The 26,312-nt window shown below is 72.6% G+C and carries 22 protein-coding genes; 7 read left to right on the forward strand and 15 right to left on the reverse strand.

Annotated features, from left to right (window positions below; translation table 11 throughout):
• Nucleotides 1–40 precede the first annotated feature (40 nt).
• The 8 genes from glmU to M3677_RS10865 all read right to left on the reverse strand — a co-directional run bounded on the left by glmU (nucleotide 41) and on the right by M3677_RS10865 (nucleotide 9,740).
• Nucleotides 41–1,468, reverse strand: a complete 1,428-nt coding sequence (glmU, locus tag M3677_RS10830; RefSeq protein ID WP_251160535.1) for a bifunctional UDP-N-acetylglucosamine diphosphorylase/glucosamine-1-phosphate N-acetyltransferase GlmU — start codon at nucleotides 1,466–1,468, stop codon at nucleotides 41–43.
• Between the two features lie 85 nt (nucleotides 1,469–1,553).
• The gene (locus M3677_RS10835; RefSeq protein ID WP_251160536.1) at nucleotides 1,554–2,933 is read right to left on the reverse strand and encodes an MFS transporter; all 1,380 of its coding nucleotides are present in this window, start codon (nucleotides 2,931–2,933) and stop codon (nucleotides 1,554–1,556) included.
• Nucleotides 2,934–3,100: 167 nt separating this feature from the next.
• Nucleotides 3,101–4,147: an NAD(P)-dependent alcohol dehydrogenase gene (locus tag M3677_RS10840; RefSeq protein WP_066652463.1), complete on the reverse strand. Its 1,047-nt coding sequence runs from the start codon at nucleotides 4,145–4,147 to the stop codon at nucleotides 3,101–3,103.
• Complete coding sequence (locus tag M3677_RS10845) at nucleotides 4,144–5,436, reverse strand: ROK family transcriptional regulator (protein ID WP_066652461.1); 1,293 nt, start codon at nucleotides 5,434–5,436, stop codon at nucleotides 4,144–4,146. The genes M3677_RS10840 and M3677_RS10845 overlap by 4 nt, the downstream gene beginning before the upstream one ends.
• Nucleotides 5,437–5,568: 132 nt before the next feature.
• Nucleotides 5,569–6,645, reverse strand: coding sequence for a sugar phosphate isomerase/epimerase (locus M3677_RS10850; protein WP_251160537.1), 1,077 nt, complete (start codon nucleotides 6,643–6,645; stop codon nucleotides 5,569–5,571).
• Between the two features lie 106 nt (nucleotides 6,646–6,751).
• Nucleotides 6,752–7,849, reverse strand: coding sequence for a Gfo/Idh/MocA family protein (locus M3677_RS10855; RefSeq protein WP_251160538.1), 1,098 nt, complete (start codon nucleotides 7,847–7,849; stop codon nucleotides 6,752–6,754).
• Nucleotides 7,834–8,547: a ThuA domain-containing protein gene (locus M3677_RS10860; RefSeq protein WP_251160539.1), complete on the reverse strand. Its 714-nt coding sequence runs from the start codon at nucleotides 8,545–8,547 to the stop codon at nucleotides 7,834–7,836. Before M3677_RS10860 ends, M3677_RS10855 begins: the two co-directional genes overlap by 16 nt.
• A complete protein-coding gene (locus M3677_RS10865) occupies nucleotides 8,547–9,740 on the reverse strand; it encodes a Gfo/Idh/MocA family protein (protein WP_251160540.1) in 1,194 nt (397 codons plus the stop codon). The genes M3677_RS10860 and M3677_RS10865 overlap by 1 nt, the downstream gene beginning before the upstream one ends.
• Nucleotides 9,741–9,837: 97 nt before the next feature.
• Between M3677_RS10865 and xylA the strand changes: the two genes are divergently transcribed.
• The 4 genes from xylA to M3677_RS10885 all read left to right on the forward strand — a co-directional run bounded on the left by xylA (nucleotide 9,838) and on the right by M3677_RS10885 (nucleotide 14,785).
• Nucleotides 9,838–11,031: a xylose isomerase gene (gene xylA, locus M3677_RS10870; protein ID WP_066652452.1), complete on the forward strand. Its 1,194-nt coding sequence runs from the start codon at nucleotides 9,838–9,840 to the stop codon at nucleotides 11,029–11,031.
• Complete coding sequence (locus M3677_RS10875; protein ID WP_251155296.1) at nucleotides 11,024–12,529, forward strand: FGGY family carbohydrate kinase; 1,506 nt, start codon at nucleotides 11,024–11,026, stop codon at nucleotides 12,527–12,529. The genes xylA and M3677_RS10875 overlap by 8 nt, the downstream gene beginning before the upstream one ends.
• Before the next feature lie 114 nt (nucleotides 12,530–12,643).
• Nucleotides 12,644–13,633 carry an acetylxylan esterase gene (locus tag M3677_RS10880; RefSeq protein ID WP_251160541.1) on the forward strand — a complete coding sequence of 330 codons (990 nt, stop codon included), beginning with the start codon at nucleotides 12,644–12,646 and terminating at the stop codon, nucleotides 13,631–13,633.
• Between the two features lie 144 nt (nucleotides 13,634–13,777).
• A complete protein-coding gene (locus M3677_RS10885) occupies nucleotides 13,778–14,785 on the forward strand; it encodes a helix-turn-helix domain-containing protein (protein WP_209683830.1) in 1,008 nt (335 codons plus the stop codon).
• Here M3677_RS10885 and M3677_RS10890 read toward each other — a convergent pair.
• Nucleotides 14,743–15,315, reverse strand: a complete 573-nt coding sequence (locus M3677_RS10890) for a TetR family transcriptional regulator (RefSeq protein WP_066652443.1) — start codon at nucleotides 15,313–15,315, stop codon at nucleotides 14,743–14,745. The two genes, M3677_RS10885 and M3677_RS10890, sit on opposite strands and share 43 nt — an antisense overlap.
• A 118-nt stretch (nucleotides 15,316–15,433) precedes the next feature.
• The gene (locus M3677_RS10895; protein WP_200884131.1) at nucleotides 15,434–15,607 is read right to left on the reverse strand and encodes a hypothetical protein; all 174 of its coding nucleotides are present in this window, start codon (nucleotides 15,605–15,607) and stop codon (nucleotides 15,434–15,436) included.
• Between the two features lie 138 nt (nucleotides 15,608–15,745).
• On the opposite strand from M3677_RS10895, the gene M3677_RS10900 reads away from it, so the two are divergent.
• The 3 genes from M3677_RS10900 (at nucleotide 15,746) to katG (ending at nucleotide 19,077) form a co-directional block, all read left to right on the forward strand.
• Entirely contained in the window at nucleotides 15,746–15,940 is a 195-nt protein-coding gene (locus tag M3677_RS10900; RefSeq protein WP_251160542.1) for a hypothetical protein, read from the forward strand.
• Between the two features lie 157 nt (nucleotides 15,941–16,097).
• Entirely contained in the window at nucleotides 16,098–16,562 is a 465-nt protein-coding gene (locus M3677_RS10905) for a DUF2231 domain-containing protein (RefSeq protein ID WP_251160543.1), read from the forward strand.
• Between the two features lie 109 nt (nucleotides 16,563–16,671).
• Entirely contained in the window at nucleotides 16,672–19,077 is a 2,406-nt protein-coding gene (katG, locus tag M3677_RS10910; protein ID WP_251160544.1) for a catalase/peroxidase HPI, read from the forward strand.
• A 21-nt stretch (nucleotides 19,078–19,098) separates the two neighbouring features.
• On the opposite strand, the gene M3677_RS10915 is transcribed toward katG, so the two are convergent.
• The 5 genes from M3677_RS10915 to M3677_RS10935 form a co-directional block, all read right to left on the reverse strand.
• Complete coding sequence (locus tag M3677_RS10915; RefSeq protein WP_251160545.1) at nucleotides 19,099–20,256, reverse strand: GAF domain-containing SpoIIE family protein phosphatase; 1,158 nt, start codon at nucleotides 20,254–20,256, stop codon at nucleotides 19,099–19,101.
• Nucleotides 20,257–20,420: 164 nt separating this feature from the next.
• The gene (locus M3677_RS10920) at nucleotides 20,421–22,793 is read right to left on the reverse strand and encodes a glycoside hydrolase family 3 N-terminal domain-containing protein (RefSeq protein WP_251160627.1); all 2,373 of its coding nucleotides are present in this window, start codon (nucleotides 22,791–22,793) and stop codon (nucleotides 20,421–20,423) included.
• A gap of 182 nt (nucleotides 22,794–22,975) precedes the next feature.
• Nucleotides 22,976–23,869, reverse strand: a complete 894-nt coding sequence (locus tag M3677_RS10925; RefSeq protein WP_066652437.1) for a carbohydrate ABC transporter permease — start codon at nucleotides 23,867–23,869, stop codon at nucleotides 22,976–22,978.
• A complete protein-coding gene (locus M3677_RS10930; RefSeq protein WP_058728968.1) occupies nucleotides 23,869–24,888 on the reverse strand; it encodes a carbohydrate ABC transporter permease in 1,020 nt (339 codons plus the stop codon). The genes M3677_RS10925 and M3677_RS10930 overlap by 1 nt, the downstream gene beginning before the upstream one ends.
• Nucleotides 24,889–24,890: 2 nt before the next feature.
• Nucleotides 24,891–26,189, reverse strand: coding sequence for an ABC transporter substrate-binding protein (locus M3677_RS10935; protein ID WP_066652430.1), 1,299 nt, complete (start codon nucleotides 26,187–26,189; stop codon nucleotides 24,891–24,893).
• Nucleotides 26,190–26,312 lie beyond the last annotated feature (123 nt).

Below are 26,312 nucleotides of genomic sequence, written 5' to 3' on the forward strand. Positions count from 1 at the left end.
CCTGACCCGCTCGGGGTCGTCTCGATCGACCCGACCGCCGTCAGATCTGTTCGCCGTGCGCGCGCCGAGCCGCCTCGGCCGCCGGCGAACCGGGTCGGTGTTCCTCGACCCATCCGTCGGTGTTGCGCTGCGGGGCGTAGCTGATCGCCAGCGACCCGGCCGGTACGTCCTTGCGGACGGTCGTACCCGCGCCGGTGTACGCCCCGTCACCAATCCTAACCGGGGCGACGAACACGTTGTGCGAGCCCGTGCGGACGTTCGACCCGACCTCGGTGCGGTGCTTGTGCACGCCGTCGTAGTTCGCGGTGATCGTGTTGGCCCCGATGTTCGAGTCCTCGCCGACCTCGGCGTCACCGATGTACGACAGGTGCGGGACCTTGCTGCCGCGGCCGATCACCGCGTTCTTCGTCTCGACGAACGTGCCGATCTTGCCGTGCTCGCCCAGGACCGTCCCCGGTCGCAGGTAGGCGAAGGGACCGACCGTGGCGCCGTCGCCGATGACCGCCAGCGTCGCGTCGACACGGTTCACGACCGCGCCGGCTCCGACCTCGGTGTCGCGGAGCGTGGTGTCCGGTCCGACCACCGCGCCGGCGGCGATCGCCGTCGCCCCGACGAGCTGCGTGCCGGGGAGGATCTCGGCGTCGGCCTCGACGGTGACGTCGACGTCGATCCACGTGGTCGCCGGGTCCTGCACGGTGACACCGGCGAGCTGGTGCCGACGGACGATGCGGGCGTTGAGCTCACGCGCCGCGTCGGCGAGCTGCGCGCGGTCGTTGATGCCGGCGACGAGCCACGGGTCGGTCAGCGTGACGACGTCGATCGCTCCCCCGCGCGCGGCGACGAGCGACGGGACGTCGGTGACGTACTTCTCGCCCTGCGCGTTGGCCGTGGTGAGCGAGGGCAGCACCGCACGCAGGTGGGTCACGTCGAACGCGTAGATGCCGGCGTTCGCCTCGGTGATGGCCCGTTCGGCCTCGGTGGCGTCCTTGTGCTCGACGACGCGCACGAACGCCCCGGCGGCGTCGCGGACGACCCGGCCGAGCCCCGTCGGGTCCGGGGCGATCGCACTGACCAGGGTCACGGCGTTGCCGGCGTGCGCGTCCACGAGGCGTCGGAGCGACGCCGTGTCGAGCAGCGGGACGTCCCCGGAGAGCACCACGACCGAGCCGTCGAAGTCCGCCGGGAGCGCCTGCACCGCGACCTCGACGGCGCGTCCGGTGCCGGGGACCTCGTCCTGGTCGACCACGATCGCCCCGGGGACACGCTCGGCGACCTCGGCCGCGACGCGCTCGCGCTCGTGCCGCACGACCACGGCGACGTGCTCCGGCTCGATCGAGGACGCCGTGCGCAGCACGTGCGCCAGCAGGGGCAGGCCGGCGAGGCGGTGCAGCACCTTCGGGGTGGACGACTTCATGCGCGTGCCCTGCCCGGCGGCGAGGACGACGACGGCGATCCGCTGGTCGGTCATGCACCCATCCTGGCGCATGTGCTCCGACCGGGTGCTCGACCCGCACCGGCAGCGCCGGCCCGGCGTGGGGCGAGCGGACCGTGCGCTACGCCCGCGCGGGCTCCCGCTGCACGAACGCCATGAGCACGAGGCCCCCGACGAGGACCACGACCACGCCGATGATCCCGTACCGCGTCGAGCCGCCGATCGTCACCGCGATGCCGAACAGCGCCGGCGCGAGGAACGACGCCGCTCGCCCGGTCGTCGCGTAGAGGCCGAAGAGCTCGCCCTCGCGTCCCGGGGTGGCGAGTCGTGCCAGGTACGCCCTGGACGACGACTGCACCGGCCCGACGAAGATCGCCAGCGTGAGCCCGAGCACCCAGAACCCGGCCGTCGCGCTCCCGATCAGGAACACCCCGATGCCGGTGAGCGCGAGCCCGACGAGCGCGACCGTGATGACCGCCCGTGAGCCGAAGCGGTCGTCGAGCCGCCCGGAGGCGAAGGTCGCGACACCCGCCACCACGTTCGCCGCGATCGCGAAGAGGATCACCTGCGACGGGCTGAAGCCGAACACCTGCGCGGCGACGATGCCGCCGAAGGTGAAGACCGCACCGACGCCGTCGCGGAACACGGCGCTCGCGAGCAGGAAGACCAGGACGTTGCGGCGTTCCCGCCACAGCCGGGCGACGTGCCGTCCGAGGTCACGGTAGGCGCTGAGCAGACCGCCCGTGCGCGAACGGTCCGGCGCCGCCTCGGGCACGGTCAGGAAGAGCGGGACCGAGCTGACCGCGAGCCACACCGCGGCGATCCCGATCGCGACCCGGACGTCCCACGACCCGGACGCGACGGTCGACGGCAGCTGCAGGAGGCCCGCGACCCCCTCGGTGCCGAAGTCCTGGATGCAGAGGAGGAGCAGGACGACGAGCAGCACGATCCCGCCGAAGTACCCGGCTGCCCAGCCGATCGCCGACACGCGGCCGGTCTGCGGGCCCGACGCCACCTGGCCGAGCATCGCGTTGTAGCCGACGGTGGCGACCTCGTACGCGACGGTCCCGATGCCGAGGAGCGCTGCGCCGAGCACCAGGTACGGCTGCTGCGGCGCGACGAACACCATCGCCCCGATCGACAGCGCCACCCCGATCGTCCCGATGAGCACGGACCGGCGGCGGTGCCCGGACGAGTCCGCCAGCCGCCCCACCGCGGGTGCGACGAGCGCCACGACGATCCCCGCCAGGGTCAGGGCCGTCGACACCGTCGCGGCGTTGTGCGCCAGCTCCCGCTCGACCGTCTGCGCGGCGGCCGTCGACGAGTCCTCGGCAGCGACGAGCCGCGGGTCGACGAACGCCCGGCTCGCCAGGTAGGTGCTGAAGACGAAGGTGGTGACGACGGCGGTGAACGCCGAGGACCCCCAGTCCCAGAGCGCCCAGGACACGAGTGCCCGCCGGTCGGTGCGTCGCGGCACTGCCGCCGCCGGTGTCGCGGTCATGGCCGAACCGTAGCGCGTCGCGGTGTCGCGGCGGGGCCGACCCGGCCACGGCTCGCCGTGGTGACCGGACGACGGACGGGAGGACGGCACCCGCCGGCACCGCGCCTCCCGTCCGACGACCGCTCACCGGACGGCGCGACCCGCGTCGCGCACGTCGGCTCGCGTCCTCACGCGCCCGCGGGCACGCCGTTCGGGTAGACGACGGACTTGAGCGAGGCCGGGTCGGTGTCGCTCTCGAGGGCCTCGCGGACCGCGTCGAGTCCGAAGCGCCCGGTGACGAGCGCGTCGAGGTCGACCTGGCCCGACGCGACCAGACCGATCGCGACCGGCCAGGTGTTCGTGTAGCGGAAGATGCCGGTGACCGTCACCTCGAGGTTCTGGATGTGCTCGACGGGCAGCACCATCTCGGAGTTGCCGAGGCCCACGAGCACCGCCGCGCCGGCCGGTCCGACGGCCTTGATGCCGTCCGAGACGGCACGGGGCGCACCGCTGGCGTCGATGAAGGCGTCGACGGGGACGATGTCCGACGTGACGTCCACCGAGACGGGGTCGACGACCTCGGTGGCGCCGAAGGACAGCGCACGCTCGCGCCGCTCGGGGACGAGGTCGCTGACGACCACGCGGGTCGCGCCGAACGCCCGGGCGACCTGGGCGCAGATGACCCCGATCGGACCGGCACCGGCGATCAGGACGCTCGAGCCGGGCACGATGCCGGCCTTGCGCGCCGCGGCGATGCCGACGGACAGCGGCTCGAGCAGTGCGCCGGCCTCGAAGGACACCGTGTCGGGCAGGGCGTGCGCGAACTCGGCCTCGATCGTCACGTACTCCGCGAAGGCACCGTCGACCGGCGGTGTCGCGTAGAAGCGCATGTGCGGGCAGAGGTTGTAACGGCCGGCCAGGCACTGCGCGCAGCGGTGGCAGGGGCGCTGGGGCTCGACGGCGACGCGCTCGCCGACGCGGGCGGGGTCGACGCCCTCGCCGACCGCGGCGATCGTGCCGGAGAGCTCGTGGCCGAGGACGAGGGGCTCCTCGACGACGAAGTCGCCGATGCGGCCGTGGCGGTAGTAGTGGACGTCGGAGCCGCAGACGCCGACGGCGGCCACGCGGACGAGCACGTCGCCGGGGGCGACCTCGGGGACGGGGCGGTCCTCGATCGTCAGGTCCTCGGTGCCGAGCAGGACGCTCGCGCGCTGGGTGTCGGAGGTGGTGCTCATGCGGATCTCGCTTCCTCGACCGCGTCGTCGCGGTCGGCTGTGGTGTGGTCGGTGTCGGACGCGCGGGTCCCGGTCGCGCCGGTCGTGGTCGCGCCGCTCGGGCCGGTCGTGGTCGCGCCGCTGGTGGTCGGGAGGGCCCCGTCGCGCAGCAGGTCGGCGAAGCCGAGCTCGGCGGCGCCCCGGACGAGGACGTCACGGCCGAGCTCCGCCGGCACGATGCGCAGCCGGTCGGTCATCGCGGCCATCGTCTGCGCCCGGACGTCGTCCTCGACGCGGTCCCCCACGTGCCCGAGCAGCACGCCGAGGAACCCCCCGAGCACGACGACCTGCGGGTCGACGGTGTGGATGGCGTTCCGGATCGCCGTCGCGAGCGCGGTCACCTGGCGGTCCACGACCCGTTCGACCGCGTCGTGTCGCTCGGCCAGGGCGGCGGCGAGGGCGTCCAGGTCGTCGGGCGCGGTCCGGGTCACCGCGGTGAGGGCTCCGCGTGAAGCCTCGGTCTCCAGGCACCCGATCGCCCCGCAGTGGCAGCGGATGCCGTTCGCCGCGACGAAGGTGTGCCCGAGCTCGCCCGCGTACCCGTCCGCGCCGCTGAACGGGCGGCCGGCGCTGACGATCCCACCGCCGATGCCGCTGGCGCCGCCGTTGAGGTAGACGAGGTCGTCGACGCCGCGCGCGCTGCCGTAGAGCCGTTCGGCCCACGCACCGACGTTCGCGTCGTTCGCCGCGCGGACGGGCAGCCCGAGACGCTCGGCGAGGGGCCCGGCGAAGGGCTCGTCCCGCCAACCGAGGTGCGGGGCGTCGCGGACGACCCCGTCCTCGACCCGGACGATGCCCGGGACAGCGACGCCCACGCCGACGAGCCGCAGTGCCGGATCGGCGCGTGCGGTCAGCGTGGCGAGGACACGGGCCACGGCGTCGATCGCTGCGGCGGCACCGGGCACGCTCGACTGCGGTTCGACGAGGCGGTCGCGCACGGTGCCGTCGAGCGCGACGAGCGCCACCGCGACGGCGTCGATCTCCACGGTCACCGCGGCGGCCACGACGTCGCGCGATGCCCGGACGACGGCGCTCGGCCGACCGACCCCGGCGGGACGGTCCGCCCCGGCTCCCGGGAGCTCCTCGTGCACGAACCCCTGCTCGACGAGCTCCCCGACGAGCGCCAGGACCGTCGACCGGTTGAGTCCCGTCCGACGGGTGAGCTCGGCACGGGTGACCGGCCCGCCCTCGTGCACGATGCGGAGGACGCGCGCGACGTTCCCGGGCGTGGTCGTGGCCGACCTGGCCATGGGTCCTCCTCGTGGTGGTGTGGTTTGGTGTGGGGGGGCGAGTCTCGGCTCGGCGGACACCTTCGCGGGTTCGGCACCGCGGAACTGTCCGCGGTGCCGAGTCTCGCGGGTCCGTCCGTACCCGCGCGCGGCTCAGCGCGAGCGGGAGAACGCGGCGTCGAACGCGGCGTCCGGTGGGGCGATCGTCCCCAGGCGACGCACGAACGCGAGCGCCTCGGGGCCGCCGACCAGTCGGTCCATGCCGGCGTCCTCCCACTCGACGCTCGTCGGGCCGTCGTACCCGATGTGGTTCAGCACGCGGAACACCCGCTCCCACGGCACGTCCCCGTGCCCGGCGGAGACGAAGTCCCACCCACGACGGGGGTCGCCCCACGGCAGGTGCGATCCGAGTCGACCGTTGCGGCCGTCGAGCTGCTTCACCGACTCCTTGCAGTGCACGTGGTACACCCGGTCGGCGAAGTCGAGCAGGAACGCGGCGGGGTCGAGGTCCTGCCACACGAAGTGCGACGGGTCGAAGTTGAACCCGAACGACGGGCGGTCCCGGAACACCTCGAGCGCCCGCTTCGCGGTCCAGTAGTCGTAGGCGATCTCGGACGGGTGCACCTCGAGCGCGAAGCGGACGCCGACCTCCTCGAACACGTCGAGGATCGGCGACCAGCGGTCGTGGAAGTCCTGGTACCCGGCCTCGATCATCGCCGGGGGCACGGGCGGGAACCCGGCGACGGTCTTCCAGATCGACGACCCCGAGAAGCCGGTCACGGTCGACACCCCGAGCGCAGCGGCCGCACGGGCCGTCCACTGCAGCTCCTCCGCCGCCCGCCGGCGGACGCCCTCGGGGTCGCCGTCGCCCCACACGTGCGGCGCGAGGATGTCCTCGTGCCGCTGGTCGATCGGGTCGTCGCAGACGGCCTGGCCGGTCAGGTGGTTCGCGATCGTCCAGACCTGCAGTCCGTTGCGCTCCAGGACCGCCTTCCGGTCGGCCACGTACGCCGGGTCCGTCGCGGCGCGTCGGACGTCCAGGTGGTCGCCCCAGCAGGCGATCTCCAGCCCGTCGTAGCCCCATTCGCCCGCCAGGCGCGCGACCTCCTCGAAGGGCAGGTCCGCCCACTGCCCGGTGAACAGGGTCACCGGCCTGGTCGAGCGGCCGCCGCCGTCCGGCCTGGAGGCGCCGCTCGCCCCGGTCTCGCCGGTTCCGTCCGTCGTCGTCATCGTCGTCGTCCTTCCTCGCCTGTCGTGTCGTGTCGTGTCGCGTCGTGCTGCTGCTGCTGCTGCTGCCGCTGCCGCTGCCGCTGCCGCTGCCGCTGCCGAGTCTGGCTCACCAGGACCCGGGGGTGGCACCGGCCGGCACGGTGTCGGGGCGGTCGACGCGCGACCGGACCTCGACCACGGTGTGCTCGCGGGCCGCGGTGGAGACCGCCTCCATCACCTCGAGCACGTGGAACGCGAGGTCGCCGGACGCGCGGTGCGGGCGATCCGTCGCGATCGCGTGCGCCATGTCGGCCAGGCCGTAGCCGCGTCCGGCGTCGGCGTACCCGGCACTCGTCGGCAGGTCCCGCCACTCGCGGGTGGCGGCGTCGGCGATCGACACGGTGTCGGAGAACCGGTTCGGGTCGGGGACGCCGAGGGTGCCCGCGGTGCCGAACACCTCGAACAGCGGCGCCCTGGTGGCCCAGACCTCGAACGACACCGTGACGGTCGAGACGACGCCGTCCGCGTGCTCGAGGACGGCGACGACGTGCGTGTCGATGTCGACCCGGAGCGGGGTGCCGGCCGCGGGGCCGGTTGCGATGGTGCGCTCGCGGTCCGACCGGGTCGAGGCTCCGCTGACCCGGACGACCGGGCCGAAGAACGACACGAGGCTCGTCAGGTAGTACGGCCCCATGTCGAGCAGCGGGCCGCCGCCGGGCTGGTAGTAGAACGCCGGCGCCGGGTGCCAGAGCTCGTGCCCGGGCGCCGACCACGACACGGCGGCGCCGACCGGGGTGCCGATCGCGCCGCTGTCGAGCGCCTGCCGCGCCGTCTGGATCCCGGTGCCGAGCACGGTGTCCGGCGCGCTGCCCACCCGCAGGCCCGAGCGATGGGCGAGGTCGAGCACGGGGCGCGCCTCGGCCGTCGACATCGCCAGCGGCTTCTCGCCGTACACGTGCTTGCCGGCCTCGAGCGCCCGCGTGGCGATCTCGGCGTGGGCCGCCGGGATCGTCAGGTTGAGCACGACGTCGACGTCGTCCGCGGCGATCAGCTCGTCGACCGAGGAACCGCGGACGCCCTGCGTCTCGCCCACCGACCGTGCCCGGGCCACGTCGATGTCCGCGACGGCGGTGAGCTCGAGCCCGGGCAGTGCCGGGAAGTGCTCGAAGTACTGCTGGCTGATGACGCCGACCCCGACGACACCGACCTTCATCGGGTTGCCCACAGGAGTCCCCTCTCGATGATCGTGCGGAGCGGCTGCGACTCGACGACCTCGAGCCGGTGCCCGGGTGCCGAGACGAACACGCGTCCCTGCCCCCACTGCCGGGTCCAGATCGCCGGCGCGGTGACCGGACGGTTCCAGGCGTCGAAGTCCCGGGCCTCCTGCGTCGTCGTCGCCAGCACGTCGTTGTACTCGTCGGAGAGCACCCAGTACTGCTCGGTCACGAGGTCGAAGTCCTCGATGCCCTGCGTGATCGGGTGCTCGTGCCCGGCCTCGGTGATGTGCACCGTGTACGGGATGTAGTTGTCGGACTGCTCGCCGGTGCGCTCGGACGGGTGCTTGCCCGCGTGGTGCGCGAACTGCCCGCCGACCATGTGCAGGTAGTCGGCGGTGTTCCGGAAGGCGTCCGCGATCCCGCCGTGCCACCCGGCGAGCCCGGCGCCGCCGAGCACCGCCTGCTGCAGTCCCGCGAACTCGTCGTCGGCGATGGTCGACATCGTGACGACCTGCACGATCAGGTCGACGTCCGCCATCACGGACTCGTCGGCGTACACCGCCGTCGAGTCCGACACGTGGACGTCGAAGCCGTTGTCGCGCAGGAAGGGGACGAACAGGTCGGTGGTCTCGACGGGCATGTGCCCGTCCCACCCGCCACGGACGACCAGCGCTCGCTTCGTCGTGTCGTTCATCGTGTCGGCCATCAGATCGCCGTCCAGGCGCTGCCGTCGGACGCGCTGCGCTCGACCGCGTCGAGGACGCGCTGCACGTGCAGGCCGTCGGCGAACGACGGCGAGGGGTCGGTGCCCGCGACGATCGCCCGCACGAGGTCGGCGACCTGGTGGCTGAAGGTGTGCTCGTAGCCGATGAGGTGCCCGGTCGGCCACCAGGCGGCCATGTACTCGTGCTCCGGCTCGGTGACGAGGATGCGACGGAAGCCCTGCTCCCCCGCGGGTGCCGACGACTCGTACAGGCGCAGCTCGTTCATCGACTCGAGGTCGAACTGGATCGCGCCCTCGGACCCGCTGACCTCGAGCGTCAGGCCGTTCTTCCGCCCGGTCGCGTAGCGCGTGGCCTCGAAGGTGCCGATCGCACCGTCGGCAGCGCCGCCGGTGAGCCGACCGAGGAAGAACGCGGCGTCGTCGACGGTGACCTGTCCGCGCTCGCTCGACGCGGTGCCGGAGAGCCCGACCCCCTCGGCCATCAGCGGACGTTCGTGCACGAAGGTCTCGAGCGTGCCGGACACGGTCGACAGGTGTGCGCCCGTGACGTGCTCGACGAGGTCGATCGCGTGCGCACCGATGTCGCCGAGCGAGCCCGAGCCGGCGAGCGCCTTGTCGAGGCGCCACGTCATCGGGCCGTCCTCGTCGGACAACCAGTCCTGCAGGTAGAGCGCGCGGACCTGGCGGACCGTGCCGATCCTCCCGTCCGCCACCAGCTGCCGGGCGAACGCGATCGCAGGGACGCGGCGGTAGCTGAAGCCGACCATCGCGCGGACGCCGCGCTCGGCGGCGGCCTCCGCAGCGGCGGTCATCGCCTCGGCCTCCTCGACCGTGTTGGCGAGGGGCTTCTCGCAGAGGACGTGCTTGCCGGCCTCGAGGGCGGCGATCGCGACCTCGACGTGCGAGGAACCGGGCGAGACGATGTCGACGAGGTCGATGTCGGGGTCCGTCACCACCTGCCGCCAGTCCGTCGACGCGGCCTGCCACCCGTACTGCACGCGCGCTGCCTCGGTGCGCTCGGCGTCACGGCCGACCACCACGGCCATCTCGGGCTCGACGCCGAGGTCGAAGAACCGCGGTGCGGTCCGCCACGCCTGGGAGTGCGCCGCTCCCATGAAGCCGTGCCCGACCATGGCGACGCGCAGTCGTCCCGGTCCGTGTCCGTCCTGTGCCATCCACTCGCTCCTTTGCGATCCGGTGTTGCCAGGATCCACCCTACCGCTTATGTTGGGCGCGGCAACATTTTGTTTCGACGACGAACGGTGATCCACCATGGCAACGACGCCCACCCGCGACGACAAGTTCTCCTTCGGTCTCTGGACCATCGGCTACAACGGGTCCGACCCGTTCGGCGGCCCCACCCGTCCCGCGCTGGACGTGGTCGAGGCGGTCGAGAAGCTCGACGAGCTCGGTGCCTACGGCCTGACCTTCCACGACGACGACCTGTTCGCGTTCGGCTCGACCGACGCCGAGCGCCAGGCACAGATCGACCGCCTCAAGGGCGCGCTCGACTCCACCGGCATCATCGTGCCGATGGTCACGACGAACCTGTTCTCGGCACCCGTCTTCAAGGACGGCGGCTTCACCTCGAACGACCGGAACGTCCGTCGCTTCGCCCTCCGCAAGGTGCTCCGCAACCTCGACCTGGCCGCCGAGCTCGGCGCGAAGACGTTCGTCATGTGGGGTGGCCGCGAGGGCTCGGAGTACGACTCCGCCAAGGACGTGCAGGCCGCCCTCGAACGCTACCGCGAGGCCGTGAACCTGCTCGCGCAGTACGTCACCGACAAGGGCTACGACATCCGCTTCGCCATCGAGCCGAAGCCGAACGAGCCCCGTGGCGACATCCTGCTGCCGACCCTCGGTCACGCGATCGCCTTCACCGAGACGCTCGAGCGTCCGGAGCTCTTCGGCATCAACCCCGAGGTCGGCCACGAGCAGATGGCGGGCCTGAACTTCACGGCCGGCATCGCCCAGGCGCTCTACCAGGGCAAGCTCTTCCACATCGACCTCAACGGGCAGCGCGGCATCAAGTACGACCAGGACCTGGTGTTCGGCCACGGCGACCTGCAGAACGCCTTCTCGCTCGTCGACCTGCTCGAGCACGGTGCCCCGCAGGGCGGCCAGGCGTACGACGGCCCCCGCCACTTCGACTACAAGCCGAGCCGCACCGAGGACATCACCGGCGTCTGGGACTCGGCGCAGGCGAACATGCGCATGTACCTGCTCCTCAAGGAGCGCGCCCAGGCGTTCCGCGCCGACCCCGAGGTGCAGGAGGCCCTGTCCGCCGCGAAGGTCGACGAGCTCTCGACGCCGACGCTGAACAGCGGTGAGTCGTACGACGACTTCCTCGCCGACCGCTCGGCCTACGAGGACTTCGACGCCGACGCGTACTTCGGCGGCAAGGGCTTCGGCTTCGTGCGCCTGCAGCAGCTCGCGATCGAGCACCTCATGGGCGCTCGTGGCTGACGTCGTCGAGCGTCGGCTGGTCGCAGGGGTCGACTCGTCGACCCAGTCCTGCAAGGTCACGGTCCGTGACGCGGCGACCGGTGCGGTCGTCCGGGAGGGGCGCGCGTCCCACCCGGACGGCACCTCCGTCGACCCCCGCCACTGGTGGGACGCGCTCGGCACCGCGATCGCGGACGCCGGCGGGTTCGACGACGTCGCCGCCGTCGCGATCGCCGGGCAGCAGCACGGCATGGTCGCGCTCGACGCCGACGGTCGCGTGGTCCGCGACGCACTCCTGTGGAACGACGTCCGCAGCGCCGACGCGGCCGCGCAGATGGTCGAGGAGCTCGGCCGGGAGGCATGGGTCGCCCGGACGGGTCTGGTCCCGGTGGCGTCGTTCACCGGCACCAAGCTGCGGTGGCTCCGCGACGCGGAGCCCGACAACGCGGCGCGCGTCGCCGCCGTCGCGCTCCCCCACGACTGGCTGTCGTGGCGACTGCGCGGGTACGGCCCCGCCGACGAGAGCCCGCTCGGGCCGGACCTCGACGCGCTGGCGACCGACGGTTCGGACGCCAGCGGCACCGGCTACTGGGACCCGGTGCGCCGGGAGTACGACGCGGAGCTGTTCGAGCAGGCGCTCGGGCGTCCCTCGCGGGTCGCTGCCGGACCGCACGACGGCGACGCGCACGCCGACGGCGACGGCCCGGTCGTGGTCCCGCGGGTCGTGGCGCCCGACGAGGCGATGGGCACCCTGGCGTCCGACGTCGAGCTGCCGGGCGGCGCCGTCGCCCGCGCGGGTCTCGTCGTCGGCCCGGGGCTCGGCGACAACGCCGGGGCAGCGCTCGGCCTCGGGCTCGGCCCGGGTGACGTCGCGGTGTCCCTCGGGACCAGCGGGACCGTCTTCGGCGTCACCGACACCGAGGTGACGGACCCGAGCGGGACCGTGGCGGGCTTCGCCGACGGGACCGGGTCGCGCCTCCCGATCGTCACCACGCTCAACGCGGCCCGCGTGCTCGAGGTGATCGGCGGACTCCTCTCCGTCGACCACGGCGAGCTCGGCGAGCTGGCGCTGCAGGCGCCGGCAGGGGCGGACGGGCTCGTGCTCGTGCCGTACTTCGTCGGCGAGCGCACCCCGAACCGACCGGACGCCACCGCCTCGCTCGTGGGCATGACGCCCGCGACGACCGACCGGGCGCACCTCGCCCGCGCCGCCGTCGAGGGCATGCTCTGCGCCCTGGCCGACGGCCTCGCCGCGGTCGAGGCCACCGGCGTGCAGGTGTCGCGGCTGCTGCTGATCGGCGGCGCCGCACGGAACGAGGCCGTCCGGGCCGTCGCCGCGCAGGTGTTCGGCCGCGACGTGTCGATCCCGGAACCGGGCGAGTACGTCGCCTCGGGTGCCGCTCGACAGGCCGCGTGGGTGCTGACCGGGAGCCTGCCGTCGTGGGAGGTCGCCGCGACCGTGGTGCCCGCGGACCCGCACCCCGAGGTGCTCGAGCAGTACCGCGCCGCTGCACGCTGATGCGCTGAGGCGCGTCCACCTGGTGGAATCGGGCGTACCCGGTCGGAACTCCCGACCAGGTACGCCCGTTCCGACCAGGGACACCCGGAACGACCCACCACCAGCGAGGACCCCATGCCGCTCACCGACCTGCCCCTCGACCAGCTGCGCGCCTACCGCCCGACCGTGCGGCGGCCCGACGACCTCGACGCCTTCTGGACCGCCACCGTCGCCGAGGCGCGGGCGGCCGGCGCCGGGACCGAGCCCGTGCTCGTCCCCGCCACCACGCCGGTCAGGGCGCTCGACGTGCAGGACCTGACGTTCCCGGGCTTCGGCGGCGACCCCGTCCGCGCCTGGGTCTCGCGGCCGGCGGGCTCGACGGGCGACCTGCCCGCCGTGGTCGAGTTCATCGGCTACGGCGGTGGTCGCGGGCTGCCCGGCGAGCGGGTCGCGTGGGCGCTCGCCGGGTACGTGCACGTCGTGATGGACACCCGCGGGCAGGGCAGCGGCTGGGGAACCGGCGGCGACACCCCCGACCCGCACGGGTCCGGCCCGAACGGTGGCGGGTGGATGGCGAGCGGCATCGCCTCGCCCGCCGAGCACTACTACCGGCGGGTCTACACGGACGCCGTCCGACTCGTCGACGTCGTGCGGACGCTGCCGGGCGTCGACCGGGACCGCATCGCACTGACCGGCGGCAGCCAGGGCGGGGGCATCGCGATCGCGGCGGCCGCCCTGGTCGAGGCACACACCGCGCCGCTCGTCGCCGTGCTGCCCGACGTCGCGTTCCTGTCCGACTGGGAGCACGGCACCGACGTCGCGACCGGCGGCCCCTACCTCGAGCTCGCCCAGTACCTCGCCGTGCACCGGGACGCGGTCGACACCGTGTGGGACACCGCGGCGTACTTCGACGGCGTGAACCTGGCCGCAGGCATCACGGCCCCGGCGCTGTTCTCGGTCGCCCTCATGGACGACGTGGTCCCGCCGCGCACGACCTTCGCGGCGTACAACGCGCTCGCGTCGACCGACAAGCACATCGAGGTCTACCCCTACAACGGCCACGAGGGCGGCGGCCACCGGCACTGGGAGCGGCAGGCCGCGTTCCTCGCTCGGCACCTCGGTTGACCCGCAGTTAAAGTTAACAACGTCGGACCGGCGACTATAAATTTAACGCCGCAACGCCGCAACGCCGCAACGCCGCAACGCCGCAACGCCGCAACGCGCACTGCACCACTGGTCCTCGGCGAGGAGGCGCAGACTGGTGCGCGCATGCGAACCGATCTCCGCACCCCCACCGCCACCGAACAGCACGGCGCAGCGGTCGACGACGCCGTGGAGCTGTTCGAGGGCGTCTACAGCAGTCACGACATCAACATCGGACAGGCGGTCTCCGAGGGGTTCTCGTACCGGTACCGCGCGGTCGGCGACGACCAGGTGACCACCGCGACGTCAGCGGTCGCGGCGCACCGCTGGGGCACGATCAACCCGGGGCGCCAGTACACCCTGGCGTGGGCGACCGGGCCGGGCATGGTCCTCGACACCGACCGCCGTGACCGGATCACCATGCGGCCGAACGTCCCCGTGATGTACCCGGCAGGACGCCCGTTCACCTTCGACGCCGCCCCCGCGGTCCAGCACGTGATCCGCTTCGACGGCGCCTTCCTCGAGTCCGTCTCGGCTGCGGTCCGCGGTGACCTCCCCGGCCCGCTGGACCTGCGCGCGGAGGCCGACCCGGACGCGCTCCCCGCACTGCGGCGGACCATCGCGGGCGCCGCCACGACCCTGTGGGACCCGGGCGCCGACCCCGTCGTCCGCTCGGTGCAGCACCGTCGCGTCGCCGAGGCCGTCATCGGGGCGTTCGACGTGACCGCTGCGTCCGGCGTCACGGCCGCAGGACGGGGATCGGTGCGGGTCGCGCAGGAGTGGATCGCCGCGAACGCGCACCGCCCGCTCACCACTGCCGACGTCTGTCGCGCCACCGGGCTCAGCGCCCGCGGGCTGCAGGCGGCGTTCCACCGCGTCGGAGCCGCGAGCCCGATGCAGTTCCTGCGCGACGTGCGACTGCACCGGGTCCGTGCCGCGCTCGAGGCCGGGGACCCGACCACCACCACGGTCTCCGAGGTGGCGCAGGCGTGGGGGTTCGCACACCTCGGCCGGTTCGCGGGGACCTACGCCGGCGCCTTCGGCGAGCGCCCCTCGGACACGTTGCACCGCAGGGCCCGACGGGACACCGGTCAGTCGCCGAGCAGCGCTCCGACGGCGTCCACGACGACCTGACGGCGGCGCTGCGGCACGACCGCGGCGACCGGAGCGGACGCCTCGGGCCGGAGCGTCGACCAGACCTCCGCGAGCTGGACGACCAGCCCGTAGAGCACCGCGGGGCGGAAGCGCCGCGGGAGCACACCGGCGCGCTGTGCCCGCTCGACCTCGGCGACGTCGTCGGCGTACTGCTCGGCGAGCGCCTCGATCGGTGTCTCCGGCCGCTCGAGCCGGTGCCAGGTGGCGAGACGCTGCACCCAGGGACGCTCGACCAGGACGTCGTGCAGGCGTCCGGCCCACGCCGCCAGGTCGGCCGTGTCGAGCGGCGCGGCCTCGTGCACGGCCGTCAGCTCGCTCGTCAGCAGCGCGTCGAACAGGCCGTCCTTGCCCCCGAAGTAGTGGAACACCTGCGCCTTGTTGCTCCCGGCGTCGGCGGCGAGGCGCTCGATCCGCGCCCCGCCCAGCCCGTGCGCAGCGAACTCGTCGCGGGCGGCGGCGAGCAGGGCCGCACGCATCGCGTCGGCAGCGGGGGGTGTGAAGCGGGCCATGCCCGACACGGTACCGATCCGCGGCCCGGTCCCGCAGGCGACGCGGCGACCGGAGACGCAACGGGAGGCTCGTGGCGGCGTCGCCACGGGCCTCCCGTACGTCTCGTGCTCGGGTCGGCTACTCCGCCGTCTCGTCGTCCTCTTCGGGGTTGAAGTGCGAGTCGTCACCGGCGAAGCCGGCGGCGACGCCCTCGGGGTGCGCGGGGATCGTGCCGTCCTCGCCGAGGCCGTCGGCCTTCTCGGTGCCCTCGGGGTCGTTGGTGGTGTCGCGGGGGTCGTGTGCGTCCGACATGGCGTGCTCCTTCACGGTGTGAGGAGTGCCACGGTACCCACGCTCCCCCGGGGTTCCCGGAGCGAGGTCGGATCCCGGACCTCCCGGTGCGGTCCGCGGCCGTGTAGCCTCACGAGCACCGACACCGGGAGGGGCGTCATGGGGCACTCGGACGACGACCGACCGTGGGGTGACGACGCGTTCGAGCATCCGCGGAAGCGCGGGTGGTTCGCGACCGCGGTGAGCATCGTGACCCGCTCCGTGACCGCCGTGGGCGCTGCGAGGAACGGCGGGCAGTCACCGCGTCAGCTGCCGCTCGACCCACCGCCGGGTCGGTACGACCACCGCCCCTGACGGGGTCGTCCCGGTGTGGCGCTCCGGCCGCTCCGTGTGAGGTCTCGAGTGATCGCGGAGTGCGTCGACCGGCCTGCCGGGCGAGCGCGGTACCGGTCGGTCCGCTTGGCTGATCGCAGGTCGTCGGAACCACCGACGCGCGATCCGGAAGGCCACGATGGACTGGCAGTTCGACGGCATCCCCCTGCACCCGCTCCTCGTGCACCTGACCACGGTCTCGGTGCCCGTCGCGGCCCTCACCGCGATCGTGACGGCGGCCTGGCCGGCAGCCCGACGGTGGCTCGCGGTCGGCGCGCCGGTCATCGCCCTGGTGGCGCTGGTCTCGGTGCCGCTCGCGACCTCGTCCGGCGAGTGGCTCGAGCACCGCGAGCGTGAGACCGCGCTGCTCGAACGGCACACCGAGCTCGCCGACGGACTGCTGCCGTGGTCGATCGCGGTGTTCGTGCTGCTCACGCTGTGGTGGGGCTGGCACCGCTTCGCCGCCCTGCGGGTCGCGGACGCCGGGCTGGCACGAGCGGTGGGGATCGTCGGCCCCGTGCTGCTCGTCGCCGCCGGCATCGGCTCGCTCGTCGAGGTCGTCGTGATCGGTCACGCCGGCGCCGTGTCCGTCTGGAAGGGCTGACCGGACCCACCGGCGGGATGCGCACTGCTCCCGCCGTCCTCACAGCCTCGGGGCGGAGCGTGACGGGCGTCCCCCGCGTTCCGCGGACAGTCATCGAACAGGAGCAGCGTTGAGCAACGACAGCACGACCGGCACGCACGGCACCGACGACAGCGGGCAGCACGACACCGCGACCCCGCAGGGCGCGTCCTTCCACGGCTCCCACGGCCGGGACGCCGACGGCACCGACACCTGCAGCTTCCACATGGCCGGGTCCCTGCCCGCCGGTGGTGACCACCTGGGCGGGACGTTCGGTCAGGCACCGTCGTCGCTCGAGGGCTGGTACCCGCAGCGGCTCCGTGTCGAGCTGCTGCACCGCAACGGCGTCGACGCCGACCCGCTCGGTGCGGACTTCGACTACGCGGCGGCCTTCGCGACGATCGACCTCGACGAGCTCAAGCGCGACATCACGCAGCTGCTCACGACCTCGGTCGACTGGTGGCCCGCGGACTACGGCAACTACGGACCGCAGATGATCCGGATGGCCTGGCACGCCGCGGGGACCTACCGGATCGCGGACGGTCGCGGCGGAGCGGGCACCGCGATGCAGCGCTTCGCCCCGATCAGCAGCTGGTGGGACAACGGGAACACCGACAAGTCGCGACGTCTGCTCCAGCCGATCAAGCACAAGTACGGCAACGCGCTCTCGTGGGCCGACCTGATGGTCCTCACGGGGAACTGCTCGCTCGAGCTCATGGGTCTGCCGACGTACGGCTTCGGCGGCGGTCGACTCGACGCGTGGGAGCCGGACGAGGGCACCTGGTGGGGCCCGGAGGTCCGGGACCCGCACCACGTCGAGAGCCAGGACGACATGGTCCAGCGCGACGAGCGGTGGCACGGCGAGAACGGCGACGCGGACTACGACCTGCAGAGCCCGCTCGCTGCCTCGCACCAGGCGCTGATCTACGTGAACCCCGAGGGACCGTACGCGAACGGCGACCCGATGGGCTCGGCGCGGGACATCCGCATCACCTTCAGCCGGATGGCCATGAACGACGAGGAGACGGTCGCCCTGATCGCCGGTGGCCACGCGTTCGGCAAGAGCCACGGCCAGGTCCCCGCGGCCGAGATCGGTCCGCCGCCGGAGATCGCGCCGATCGAGGCGATGGGGCTCGGGTGGCACAACCCGAAGGGTGCCGGCAACGGCAAGGACACGATGACGAACGGCATCGAGGGCAGCTGGACCCAGGACCCGACCCGCTGGGACAACAGCTACCTGGAGAACCTGTTCGGCCACGAGTGGGAGCAGACCAAGAGCCCGGCGGGCGCCCTGCAGTGGACCCCGGCGGACCCCGAGGCCCCGCGCACCCCGGACGCCCACGTGCCCGGCGAGACACACGCGCTCATGATGATGACCTCGGACATCGCGCTGAAGGTCGACCCGGCCTACCGCGAGGTGTGCGAGCGCTTCCTCGCCGACTTCGACCTGTTCACCACGGCCTTCTCGAAGGCCTGGTACAAGCTGACGCACCGCGACATGGGGCCGAAGCACCGCTACCTCGGTCCGGAGACGACGATCTCGGACGACCTGCTGTGGCAGGACCCGCTGCCCGACCCGGTCGGCGAGCCCCTGAGCGACGCGGACGTCGAGACGCTCCGAGCGGCGATCCGGTCGACCGGCACCTCGGTCTCCGACCTGGTCGTCACCGCGTACTCCGCCGCGTCGACCTACCGGGACAGTGACAAGCGCGGCGGTGCCAACGGCGGGCGGATCGCGCTCGCCCCGCAGAAGGACTGGCCGATCAACCGGCGGACGGTCCCGGTCGTCGAGACCCTCCGCAGCGTCAAGGCCGCCTTCGAGCAGGACGGGAAGCACGTCTCGCTCGCCGACCTGGTCGTGCTCGCGGGCTGCGTCGGGGTGGAGGACGCCGCACGCGCCGCGGGTGTCGAGGTCACCGTGCCGTTCACGCCCGGCCGTGTGGACGCGTCCCAGGAGCAGACCGACGTCGAGATGTTCGAGTGGCTCCGGCCGATCGCCGACGGGTTCCGGAACCACGTGTCCGAGCGCTTCGCGGACTTCGCCCCCGGCGTCGCTCCGGAGGCGGTGTTCCTGGACCGTGCGAACCTCATGACGCTCACGGCACCGGAGTGGACGGTGCTCACCGGCGGGCTCCGGGTGCTCGGCGCGAACTGGGACGGCTCGTCGACGGGCGTCCTGACCGACCGCGTCGGGGCGCTCACGACGGACTTCTTCGTCAACCTGACGGACACCGACCTGGTGTGGAAGAAGACCGACGGCACCGAGACGACCTTCACCGGGACCGTGCAGGCCACCGGCGAGGAGCGGTGGACGGCCTCGCGGAACGACCTGGTGTTCGGGTCGAACGCGCAGCTCCGTTCGATCGTCGACGTCTACGCCGGCAGCGACGGGCAGGAGCGGTTCGTGCGGGACTTCGTCGCCGCCTGGGACAAGGTGATGATGCTCGACCGCTACGACGTCAAGGGGCACCGCCGGTACGGCCCGATGGCTGCCTGAGCCGGAGGCCGCTGCGCGCGGTCAGACCCGGCCGAGGACGACGACCGTCACGTCGTCCTCGGCCCGCTCGGCCGCACGCAGCCGCACCGTCTCGAGGAAGGCGTCGACGCTCGACGCGGCGCGCAGGGTCCGCGCGAGGTCCAGCAGGGTGTCGATCGTCCCGTCACCCAGGTCGAGCACGCCGTCGCTCACCACGACGAGGGCGTCCCCGGGCTCCAGGACCGTCGTCGACGCCCGGCGCCGTGCACCCTCGGCGTGCAACCCCAGCGGCAGCCCGTGGGACCGGAGCACCCGAGGCGTCCCCGCCGCCGGCACGTGCACCGCCAGCCCGTGGCCCGCGTCCACCACGTCGACCACGCCGCTGGCCGGGTCGAGCCGGGCGTGGAACAGTGTGGCGAAGGCGCTCGCACGTCCGAGGTCCTCGGCGAGGGCGGGTTCGACGGCGGCGACGGCGGCCACGGGCGCGACGCTGCGGTGCTGCCGGAGGGCGGCCCGGATCCCGGCCGCGAGGAGCGCGGCCGGCTGCTCCTTGCCCATGACGTCGGCGAGCGTCAGCACGAGGTCGCCGTCGACGACCGACCAGTCGTGCAGGTCGCCGCTGAGGTCGCCGTAGGGCACCGTTGTGCCGGCGATCCGGTAGCCGTCGGGCGCGACGGCGCTCGGCGCGAGTGCGCCTGCGACCTCGAGCAGGCGGTCGTGGTGCAACCCCTGGGCGAGCGCGCGCTCGGCCCAGTGTCCGAGGTCGATGAGCGCGGCGGTGTCCTGGGGCGAGAAGGCGCGCGGTCGCGTGTCCATCAGGCAGAGCGTCCCGACGGGCTCCCCACCCGCGATCGTGAGCGGGACGCCCGCGTAGAACCGGATGCCGCGCCGTGTCACGCCCGGCAGGTCGGCGGTCCGGGGGTCGGCCGTGGTGTCCGGCACGACGGTCGGCTCCGTGTGCTGCACCGTCAGCTGGCAGAAGGACCACCCGACCGGTCCGGAGACGATCTCGTCGGGCACGTTCGGGGTGAGGGTGTGCAGCAGGTCGTCGTCGAGCACGTTGACGTACGACAGCGGCACGTCGAAGACCTCGCGCGCGACCCGGACGATGCGCTCGAAGCGCTCCGACGGTGGCGCGTCGACGACGTCGAGTGCCGCCACGAGCGCGCTGCGCACGCGTGCCTGGTCGTCGGTGCTCACGGGTGTCGTCCTCCTCCTGGTCCACCGGGGCCGCGGTGCGTGGTGGCGCACCGTGACGCGGTCCCCGTGGAAGACTCGTTCCACGCTACCGGCCGGACGTCGGAACGCACGCGGACGCCGCCGCGGAGGCCCTGATCCGGACACTCCACGGCGGCGTCGGCAGCTCAGACGGTCGTCCAGGTCACGGTGCGCCGGTCGGCCAGCGTGACCTCGTGCACGGCGCCGGTCAGACGCACGACCGCACGGTCCGTCGCCGACCGGGGGAACTCGTGCCGGACCGGACCGTCCCCGGACGCGACGATCCCGCCCGTCTCCACCGGGCCTCCCGGCCGCGACGCCGCCGCGTCGGACGCGACCCACACCTCGACGTCCCCCGGCTCGACCACCTTCCGCATCGCGCGGTCGGTGAAGGCGAACCGCTGCACCGGCACGTCGAACCGCACCGTGACGCACTCCCCCGCCGCGACCGCGACCCGGGCGTAGCCGAGCAGCTGCGCGACCGGGCGCGTGATCGACGCGTGCGGGTCGTGCCCGTAGAGCTGGACGACCTCGACGCCGTCCCGGTCGCCGGTGTTCCGCACGGTGACCGACGCGGTGAGCGCTCCGTCCGTGGACGCGGTCCCGTCCACCGTCAGGTCCTCGTACGCGAAGGACGTCCAGGTCAGGCCGTAGCCGAACGGTCGGACCGGCGTGGAGTCCGTCGCGGTGACGTCGGACGGTCCGCCGAGACGAGGGTGCAGGTACGAGTACGGCTGCGCGCCGGCCGACCGCGGCAGCGAGACGGGCAGGCGGCCGGACGGTGCCGCGGCACCGGTGAGCAGGTCGGCGATCGCGGTGCCGCCCTCCTCGCCGGGGAAGAACGCCTGGACGACCGCCGCGGGCTTCGGTTGGTCGCCGTCGAGTGCCCAGCCGATCGCGTACGGACGACCGGTCAGCAGCACGACGACGGTCGGCGTGCCGGTGGCGACGACGGCCTCGACGAGCTCGCGCTGCACGCCAGGCAGGTCGAGCGACTCGGAGTCGTTGCCCTCGCCGACCGTGCCACGACCGAACAGGCCGGCCTGGTCGCCGACGACGACGACCGCCACCGAGGACTCCCGCGCGACCGCCACCGCCTCGGCGAACCCGGCGCGGTCCTCGCCCTCGACCTCGGCACCGCGGGCGTACCGGACCGTGTCGGACCCGAGCGCGTCCTGCAGCGCCTCGAGCACGGTCGGGATCGCGAAACCGGCCTCCAGCCCGGGGTGCGTGGCCAGCACGTGGTTGGCGAAGGAGTAGCAGCCCTGCAGGGCCTCGGCGCGGTGGGCGTTCGGGCCGATCACCGCGACCGGGCCCTGCAGGTCGGCGCCCGGGGTCGGGGAGACGGGGGCTGCGGCGCCACCGTCGAGCGGCAGCACGCCGTCGTTCGAGAGCAGCACGAGCGACTCCGCCGCGAGCCGCCGCGCGAGCGCCCGGTGCTCCGGCGAGTCGAGGTCGACACCGGTGGGCGGTTCGTCCTCGAAGACGTCCGGGTCGAGCAGGCCGAGCCGCTCCTTCTGCCGGAGCACGCGCAGCACGGCGCGGTCGACGAGGGCCTCGTCGACGAGTCCGCTGCGCACCCGCTCGACCAGCGGCGCCAGGTAGGCGTCACCGGTCGGCAGCTCGACGTCGATGCCGGCGGCGAGCGCCGTCGCAGCGGCCTCGCCGCGGTCACGGGCGACGCCGTGCATGACCTCGAGGAACGCGACGGAGAAGTAGTCGGCCACGACCGTGCCGTCGAACCCCAGCCGGTCGCGCAGCAGGTCGGTGAGCAGCGCGGGGTCGGCGGCGACGGGGACGCCGTCGACCTCGGCGTACGAGTTCATGACGCTCCGCGCGCCGCCGTCGACGAGGGCCATCTCGAACGGCGGCAGGAACACGTCGGCGACCTCGCGCGGTCCGGCGTGGACCGGGGCGTGGTTGCGGCCGGCGCGCGAGGCCGAGTAGCCGAGGAAGTGCTTGAGCGTGGCGTCGACGCCGGCGCTCTGCACACCGCGGACGTACGCGGTACCGACGGTGCCGACGAGGTACGGGTCCTCGCCGATGCACTCGTCGACCCGTCCCCAGCGGGGGTCGCGGACGACGTCGAGCACGGGCGCGAGGCCCTGGTGGACGCCGAGCTCGCGCATCGAGCGGCCGATCACGGCGCCGACGTGCTCGACGAGCTCCGGGTCGAACGACGCACCCCACGCCAGCGGTGTCGGGAACGTCGCGGCCTTCCACGCCGCGAGCCCGGTCAGGCACTCCTCGTGCACGAGCGCCGGGATGCCGAGGCGGGTCTCGCGCTTCAGCCGACGCTGCTCCGCCCACAGCCAGGCGGCGCGCTCGTCGGGCTCGACGGGACGGGTGCCGTACACGCGGGTGTACTGGCCGAGGCCGTGCCGGGTGACGTCGGTGAGCGTCGTGCCCTGCTGGGCCGCGGCCATCTCGCCCTGCATCGGGGCGACGACGCCGTTCTGGTCGAGCCAGTAGCCGACCAGCTGCGCGGTCTTCTCCTCGAGGGTCATCGCGGCCAGCAGCGTGGTGACGCGGTCGGACGCGGTCGCGTCCGTGACGTGCCCCGGGTCGGACGGGAGGCCCGTGGCGGCGTCGCCACGTCCCTCCCGTCCGTCACGGGTGGCGGCGGGCCGCGGTGCGGACGTGCCGCGTGCCGCCTGGCCGTCGGTGGTGCCGTCGGTGGTGACCGTGTGGTCGAGCGTGGTCACCCCTTCACCGCCCCGGTCAGACCGCCGACGATGCGCTTCTGGAAGATCGTGAAGAACACCAGCGCGGGGATCATCGACATCGACGTGAAGGCGAGCACCTTCGCCGTGTCGACGGAGTACTGCGACGAGAACGCCTGGACGCCGAGCGGCAGCGTGTAGGCGGCCTCGTTGTTGAGGATGAACAGCGGCAGGATGTAGCTGTTCCAGCTGCCGATGAACGCCAGGATGCCGACGGTCACCACACCGGGCAGGGACAGCGGGACGATCATCCGGAAGAAGAAGCCGAGGCGGCTGGCCCCGTCGATCGAGGCGGCCTCCTCGAGCTCGTCCGGGATCGCCCGCAGGAACGGCACCAGGATGATGACGGTCGTCGGCAGGGCGAAGGCGATCTGCGGCAGGATCACGCCCGCCAGGCTGTTCGTGAGACCGAGGTCCTTGACGAGCAGGTAGAGCGGTGTGATCGCGACCGTGATCGGGAACATCAGGCCCGCGGCGAACAGCGCGTACACCGCACCGCGACCCCGGAAGGAGTAGCGGGCGAGCACGAAGCTGACCATGAGCCCGAGCACGACGACGCCGAGCGTCGTGGTGACCGCGCTGATCGTCGAGTTGCCGAGCTGCTGCCAGAAGATCCCGCTCGACAGGACCGATCCGTAGTTGCCGAACTGGAACGGTGCCGGCAGACCGGCCGGGCTCGTCGTGATCTGCGAGTTCGTCCGGAACCCGCCCAGCACGATGTAGAGCACCGGGGCGAGGTTCGCGGCGACGAACAGGATCGCGACGACGTAGGTCAGTGGGCTCGCCTGGCCGAGTGCTGCGCCGGACTTCCGTGCCCGGGCACCGCGGCGGCCGGGGGCGACGAGGTTGGTGGTGGCGCTGGTGACGGCCATCAGTGCTTCCTCTCGGTGATGGCGCCGGCGGTGTCCCGACGGAGCACGAAGTGCTGGTAGACCAGGGCGACGGCGAGCGAGATCAGGAACATGACCACCGCGACGGCACTGCCGAAGCCGTAGTTGCCCGAGGTCCGGCCGTTCGCGACCATGTACGTCGCCATGGTCGAGGTCCCTGCGGTCGACGAGATGTACTGGCCCCAGATGATGTAGACGAGGTCGAACAGCTGGAGCGAGCCGATGATCGACAGGAACGCCCAGATGCGGATGGTGGGGCCGAGCAGCGGCAGGGTGATGCGGCGCTGGATCTGCCAGTAGCTCGCACCGTCGATCGCCGCGGCCTCGAAGAGCTCCTCGGGGATGCTCTGCAGACCGGCCAGGAACAGGATCACCGCGAAGCCGATGTACTTCCACGAGATGATCGCGAGGAGGCTCCAGATGGCGATGTCCGGGTTGGACAGCCAGTCCTGACGGAGTCCGCCGAGTCCGATGCCCTGCATCAGGTCGTTCACGGCGCCGTTGGACTGCAGCATGAGGCTCCAGCCGGTGCCGACGATGACCTCGGAGATCACGTAGGGCACGAAGACGAGCACGCGGACGAGCCCGCGGCCGCGCATCTTCTGGTTGAGCAGCAGGGCGAGGACGATGGCGATCGGGCCCTGGAGCACGAGCGACATCACGACGATGAAGCCGTTGTGCAGCAGGACCGACTGGAACGCCTTGTCCTGGAAGATGATCAGGTAGTTCTGCAGCCCGACGAAGTTCGTCGGCGGGCCGTAGCCCTGCCACTTGTAGAAGCCGTAGTACGCGGCGAGCGCCACCGGCAGGATGACGAACGTCACGAAGACGATGACCGCGGGTCCGGCGAGGACCGCGATCTCGACGCGCTTGCGCCAGTCGGCGACGCGCTGGGCGGTCCGCCGGGCGGGGAGCGGCGAACCGCTCCCCGCCGGGGACGTCCCGGGAGCCGTGCCCGACGCCTTCGCCGGGGTCGTGCCGAGGGAGGTGTCGAGCGCCATGATCAGCCCTTGGCCGCGGCCTGGTTGGTGGTCTCGACGATGTCCTTCGCGCTGCCCTTGCCGGCGAGCAGGTCGACGACGCTGGTGTTCAGCGCGTTGCCGACGTTCTGGCCGTACAGGGTGTCGAGGTACTGCGAGACGAACGGGGCCTCCTGGTAGGCGGCGAGGGCCGTCTTCAGGTAGGGCTCGGACACGACGGACTGCGCGTCCTTGTTGACGGGGATCGCGTTGAAGGCCTTGTAGTACGCCTCCTGGTTGTCCTTCTGCACGATGAAGTTGAGGAAGTCCGTGCAGGCCTTCTTCGGGGCCTGTGCCGAGCAGGAGTTGCCGTCGACACCACCCATCATCGACTTCGGGTCACCCTTGCCGCCGTCCACCGCGGGGAACGGGAACCACCCGAGGTCGCCGAGCGGCTTCGCGTCGGGGGTCAGCGAGGCGATCACGCCCGGGTCCCAGGCGCCCATGAGCTCCATCGCGGCCTTGTGGTTCGCCAGGAGTCCGGCCGAGCTGCCGGCGCCCTGCTGCGCGGCGGTGGTGAGGAAGCCCTGGTTGAAGGGCTTCGTCGCGTTGAAGTCCTCGAGCTGCTGGCCGGCCTTGGTCCAGCACGCGTCGTCGAACTCGAGCGTCTTCGCCGCGTCGTTCAGCGTCTTCTCGCTGCACTCGCGGAGCGCGAAGTTGTAGTACCAGTGCGCGGCGGGCCAGGCGTCCTTCGCGCCGACGGCCACCGGGTCGATGTCCTTGGCCTTGAGCTTGGCGATGTCCTCGTTCAGCTCGTCCATCGTGGTCGGGGTGCCGTCGATGCCGGCCTGCTCGAACAGGTCCTTCGAGTACCAGATGCCCTCGGGGAGCACGGCGCCCGGCATGGCGTAGGTCTTCCCGTCCTTCTCGTACCCGGCGAAGGTGCCCTTGCTGATCGACTGCTTCGCGTCGTCGCTGATCGAGTCGGAGATGTCCATGAGCTGACCGGCCGCGATCATCGCGTCCATCTTGCCGCCGCCGCGCTGCAGGAAGACGTCCGGGCCGTCACCGGAGTTGAGCGCGGTCTGGAGCTTGCCGTCCAGGTCCTCGTTCTGGATCGCCTGGGTCTTGATGGTGACGTTCGGGTACTTCTCCTCGAACGCCTTGACGGTGCTGTCCCAGTAGGCCTTGCCCGGACCGGTGGTCGAGTTGTGCCAGAAGGTCATCGTGACCTTGCCGCCGTCCTCCGACGGGTCGCTGCCGCCGGCGGAACAACCCGCCAGCGTGAGAGCGGTGGCCCCGACCAGCGCGATGGCTGCCGCGGCACGGATCTTCCTCGTCATCGTGGAACTCCTCGGTGTCGTCGTTGACGTTCGCGGCAGTCGATGCCGCTGCGGAGAGCGTGCCAGCTGCTCCACGGGCTTGTCAATCGTTATCGATAACGTTTTCTAACCGTGATCTGTTCG

The organism is Curtobacterium sp. P97, assembly GCF_023712445.1.
GTDB lineage: Bacteria > Actinomycetota > Actinomycetes > Actinomycetales > Microbacteriaceae > Curtobacterium.

What these genes read in the sequence shown, in the direction of transcription:
- M3677_RS10880 (WP_251160541.1), top strand. Translation starts at nt 12,644, where the DNA reads ATGCCGCTCACCGACCTGCCCCTCGACCAGCTGCGCGCCTACCGCCCG.
- M3677_RS10885 (WP_209683830.1), top strand. Translation starts at nt 13,778, where the DNA reads ATGCGAACCGATCTCCGCACCCCCACCGCCACCGAACAGCACGGCGCA.
- M3677_RS10890 (WP_066652443.1), bottom strand. Translation starts at nt 15,315, where the DNA reads ATGGCCCGCTTCACACCCCCCGCTGCCGACGCGATGCGTGCGGCCCTG.
- M3677_RS10845 (WP_066652461.1), bottom strand. Translation starts at nt 5,436, where the DNA reads ATGGCCAGGTCGGCCACGACCACGCCCGGGAACGTCGCGCGCGTCCTC.
- xylA (WP_066652452.1), top strand. Translation starts at nt 9,838, where the DNA reads ATGGCAACGACGCCCACCCGCGACGACAAGTTCTCCTTCGGTCTCTGG.
- M3677_RS10925 (WP_066652437.1), bottom strand. Translation starts at nt 23,869, where the DNA reads ATGGCCGTCACCAGCGCCACCACCAACCTCGTCGCCCCCGGCCGCCGC.
- M3677_RS10930 (WP_058728968.1), bottom strand. Translation starts at nt 24,888, where the DNA reads ATGGCGCTCGACACCTCCCTCGGCACGACCCCGGCGAAGGCGTCGGGC.
- M3677_RS10840 (WP_066652463.1), bottom strand. Translation starts at nt 4,147, where the DNA reads ATGAGCACCACCTCCGACACCCAGCGCGCGAGCGTCCTGCTCGGCACC.
- M3677_RS10935 (WP_066652430.1), bottom strand. Translation starts at nt 26,189, where the DNA reads ATGACGAGGAAGATCCGTGCCGCGGCAGCCATCGCGCTGGTCGGGGCC.
- M3677_RS10835 (WP_251160536.1), bottom strand. Translation starts at nt 2,933, where the DNA reads ATGACCGCGACACCGGCGGCGGCAGTGCCGCGACGCACCGACCGGCGG.
- M3677_RS10905 (WP_251160543.1), top strand. Translation starts at nt 16,098, where the DNA reads ATGGACTGGCAGTTCGACGGCATCCCCCTGCACCCGCTCCTCGTGCAC.
- M3677_RS10900 (WP_251160542.1), top strand. Translation starts at nt 15,746, where the DNA reads ATGGGGCACTCGGACGACGACCGACCGTGGGGTGACGACGCGTTCGAG.
- glmU (WP_251160535.1), bottom strand. Translation starts at nt 1,468, where the DNA reads ATGACCGACCAGCGGATCGCCGTCGTCGTCCTCGCCGCCGGGCAGGGC.
- M3677_RS10895 (WP_200884131.1), bottom strand. Translation starts at nt 15,607, where the DNA reads ATGTCGGACGCACACGACCCCCGCGACACCACCAACGACCCCGAGGGC.
- M3677_RS10850 (WP_251160537.1), bottom strand. Translation starts at nt 6,645, where the DNA reads ATGACGACGACGGACGGAACCGGCGAGACCGGGGCGAGCGGCGCCTCC.
- M3677_RS10865 (WP_251160540.1), bottom strand. Translation starts at nt 9,740, where the DNA reads ATGGCACAGGACGGACACGGACCGGGACGACTGCGCGTCGCCATGGTC.
- M3677_RS10860 (WP_251160539.1), bottom strand. Translation starts at nt 8,547, where the DNA reads ATGGCCGACACGATGAACGACACGACGAAGCGAGCGCTGGTCGTCCGT.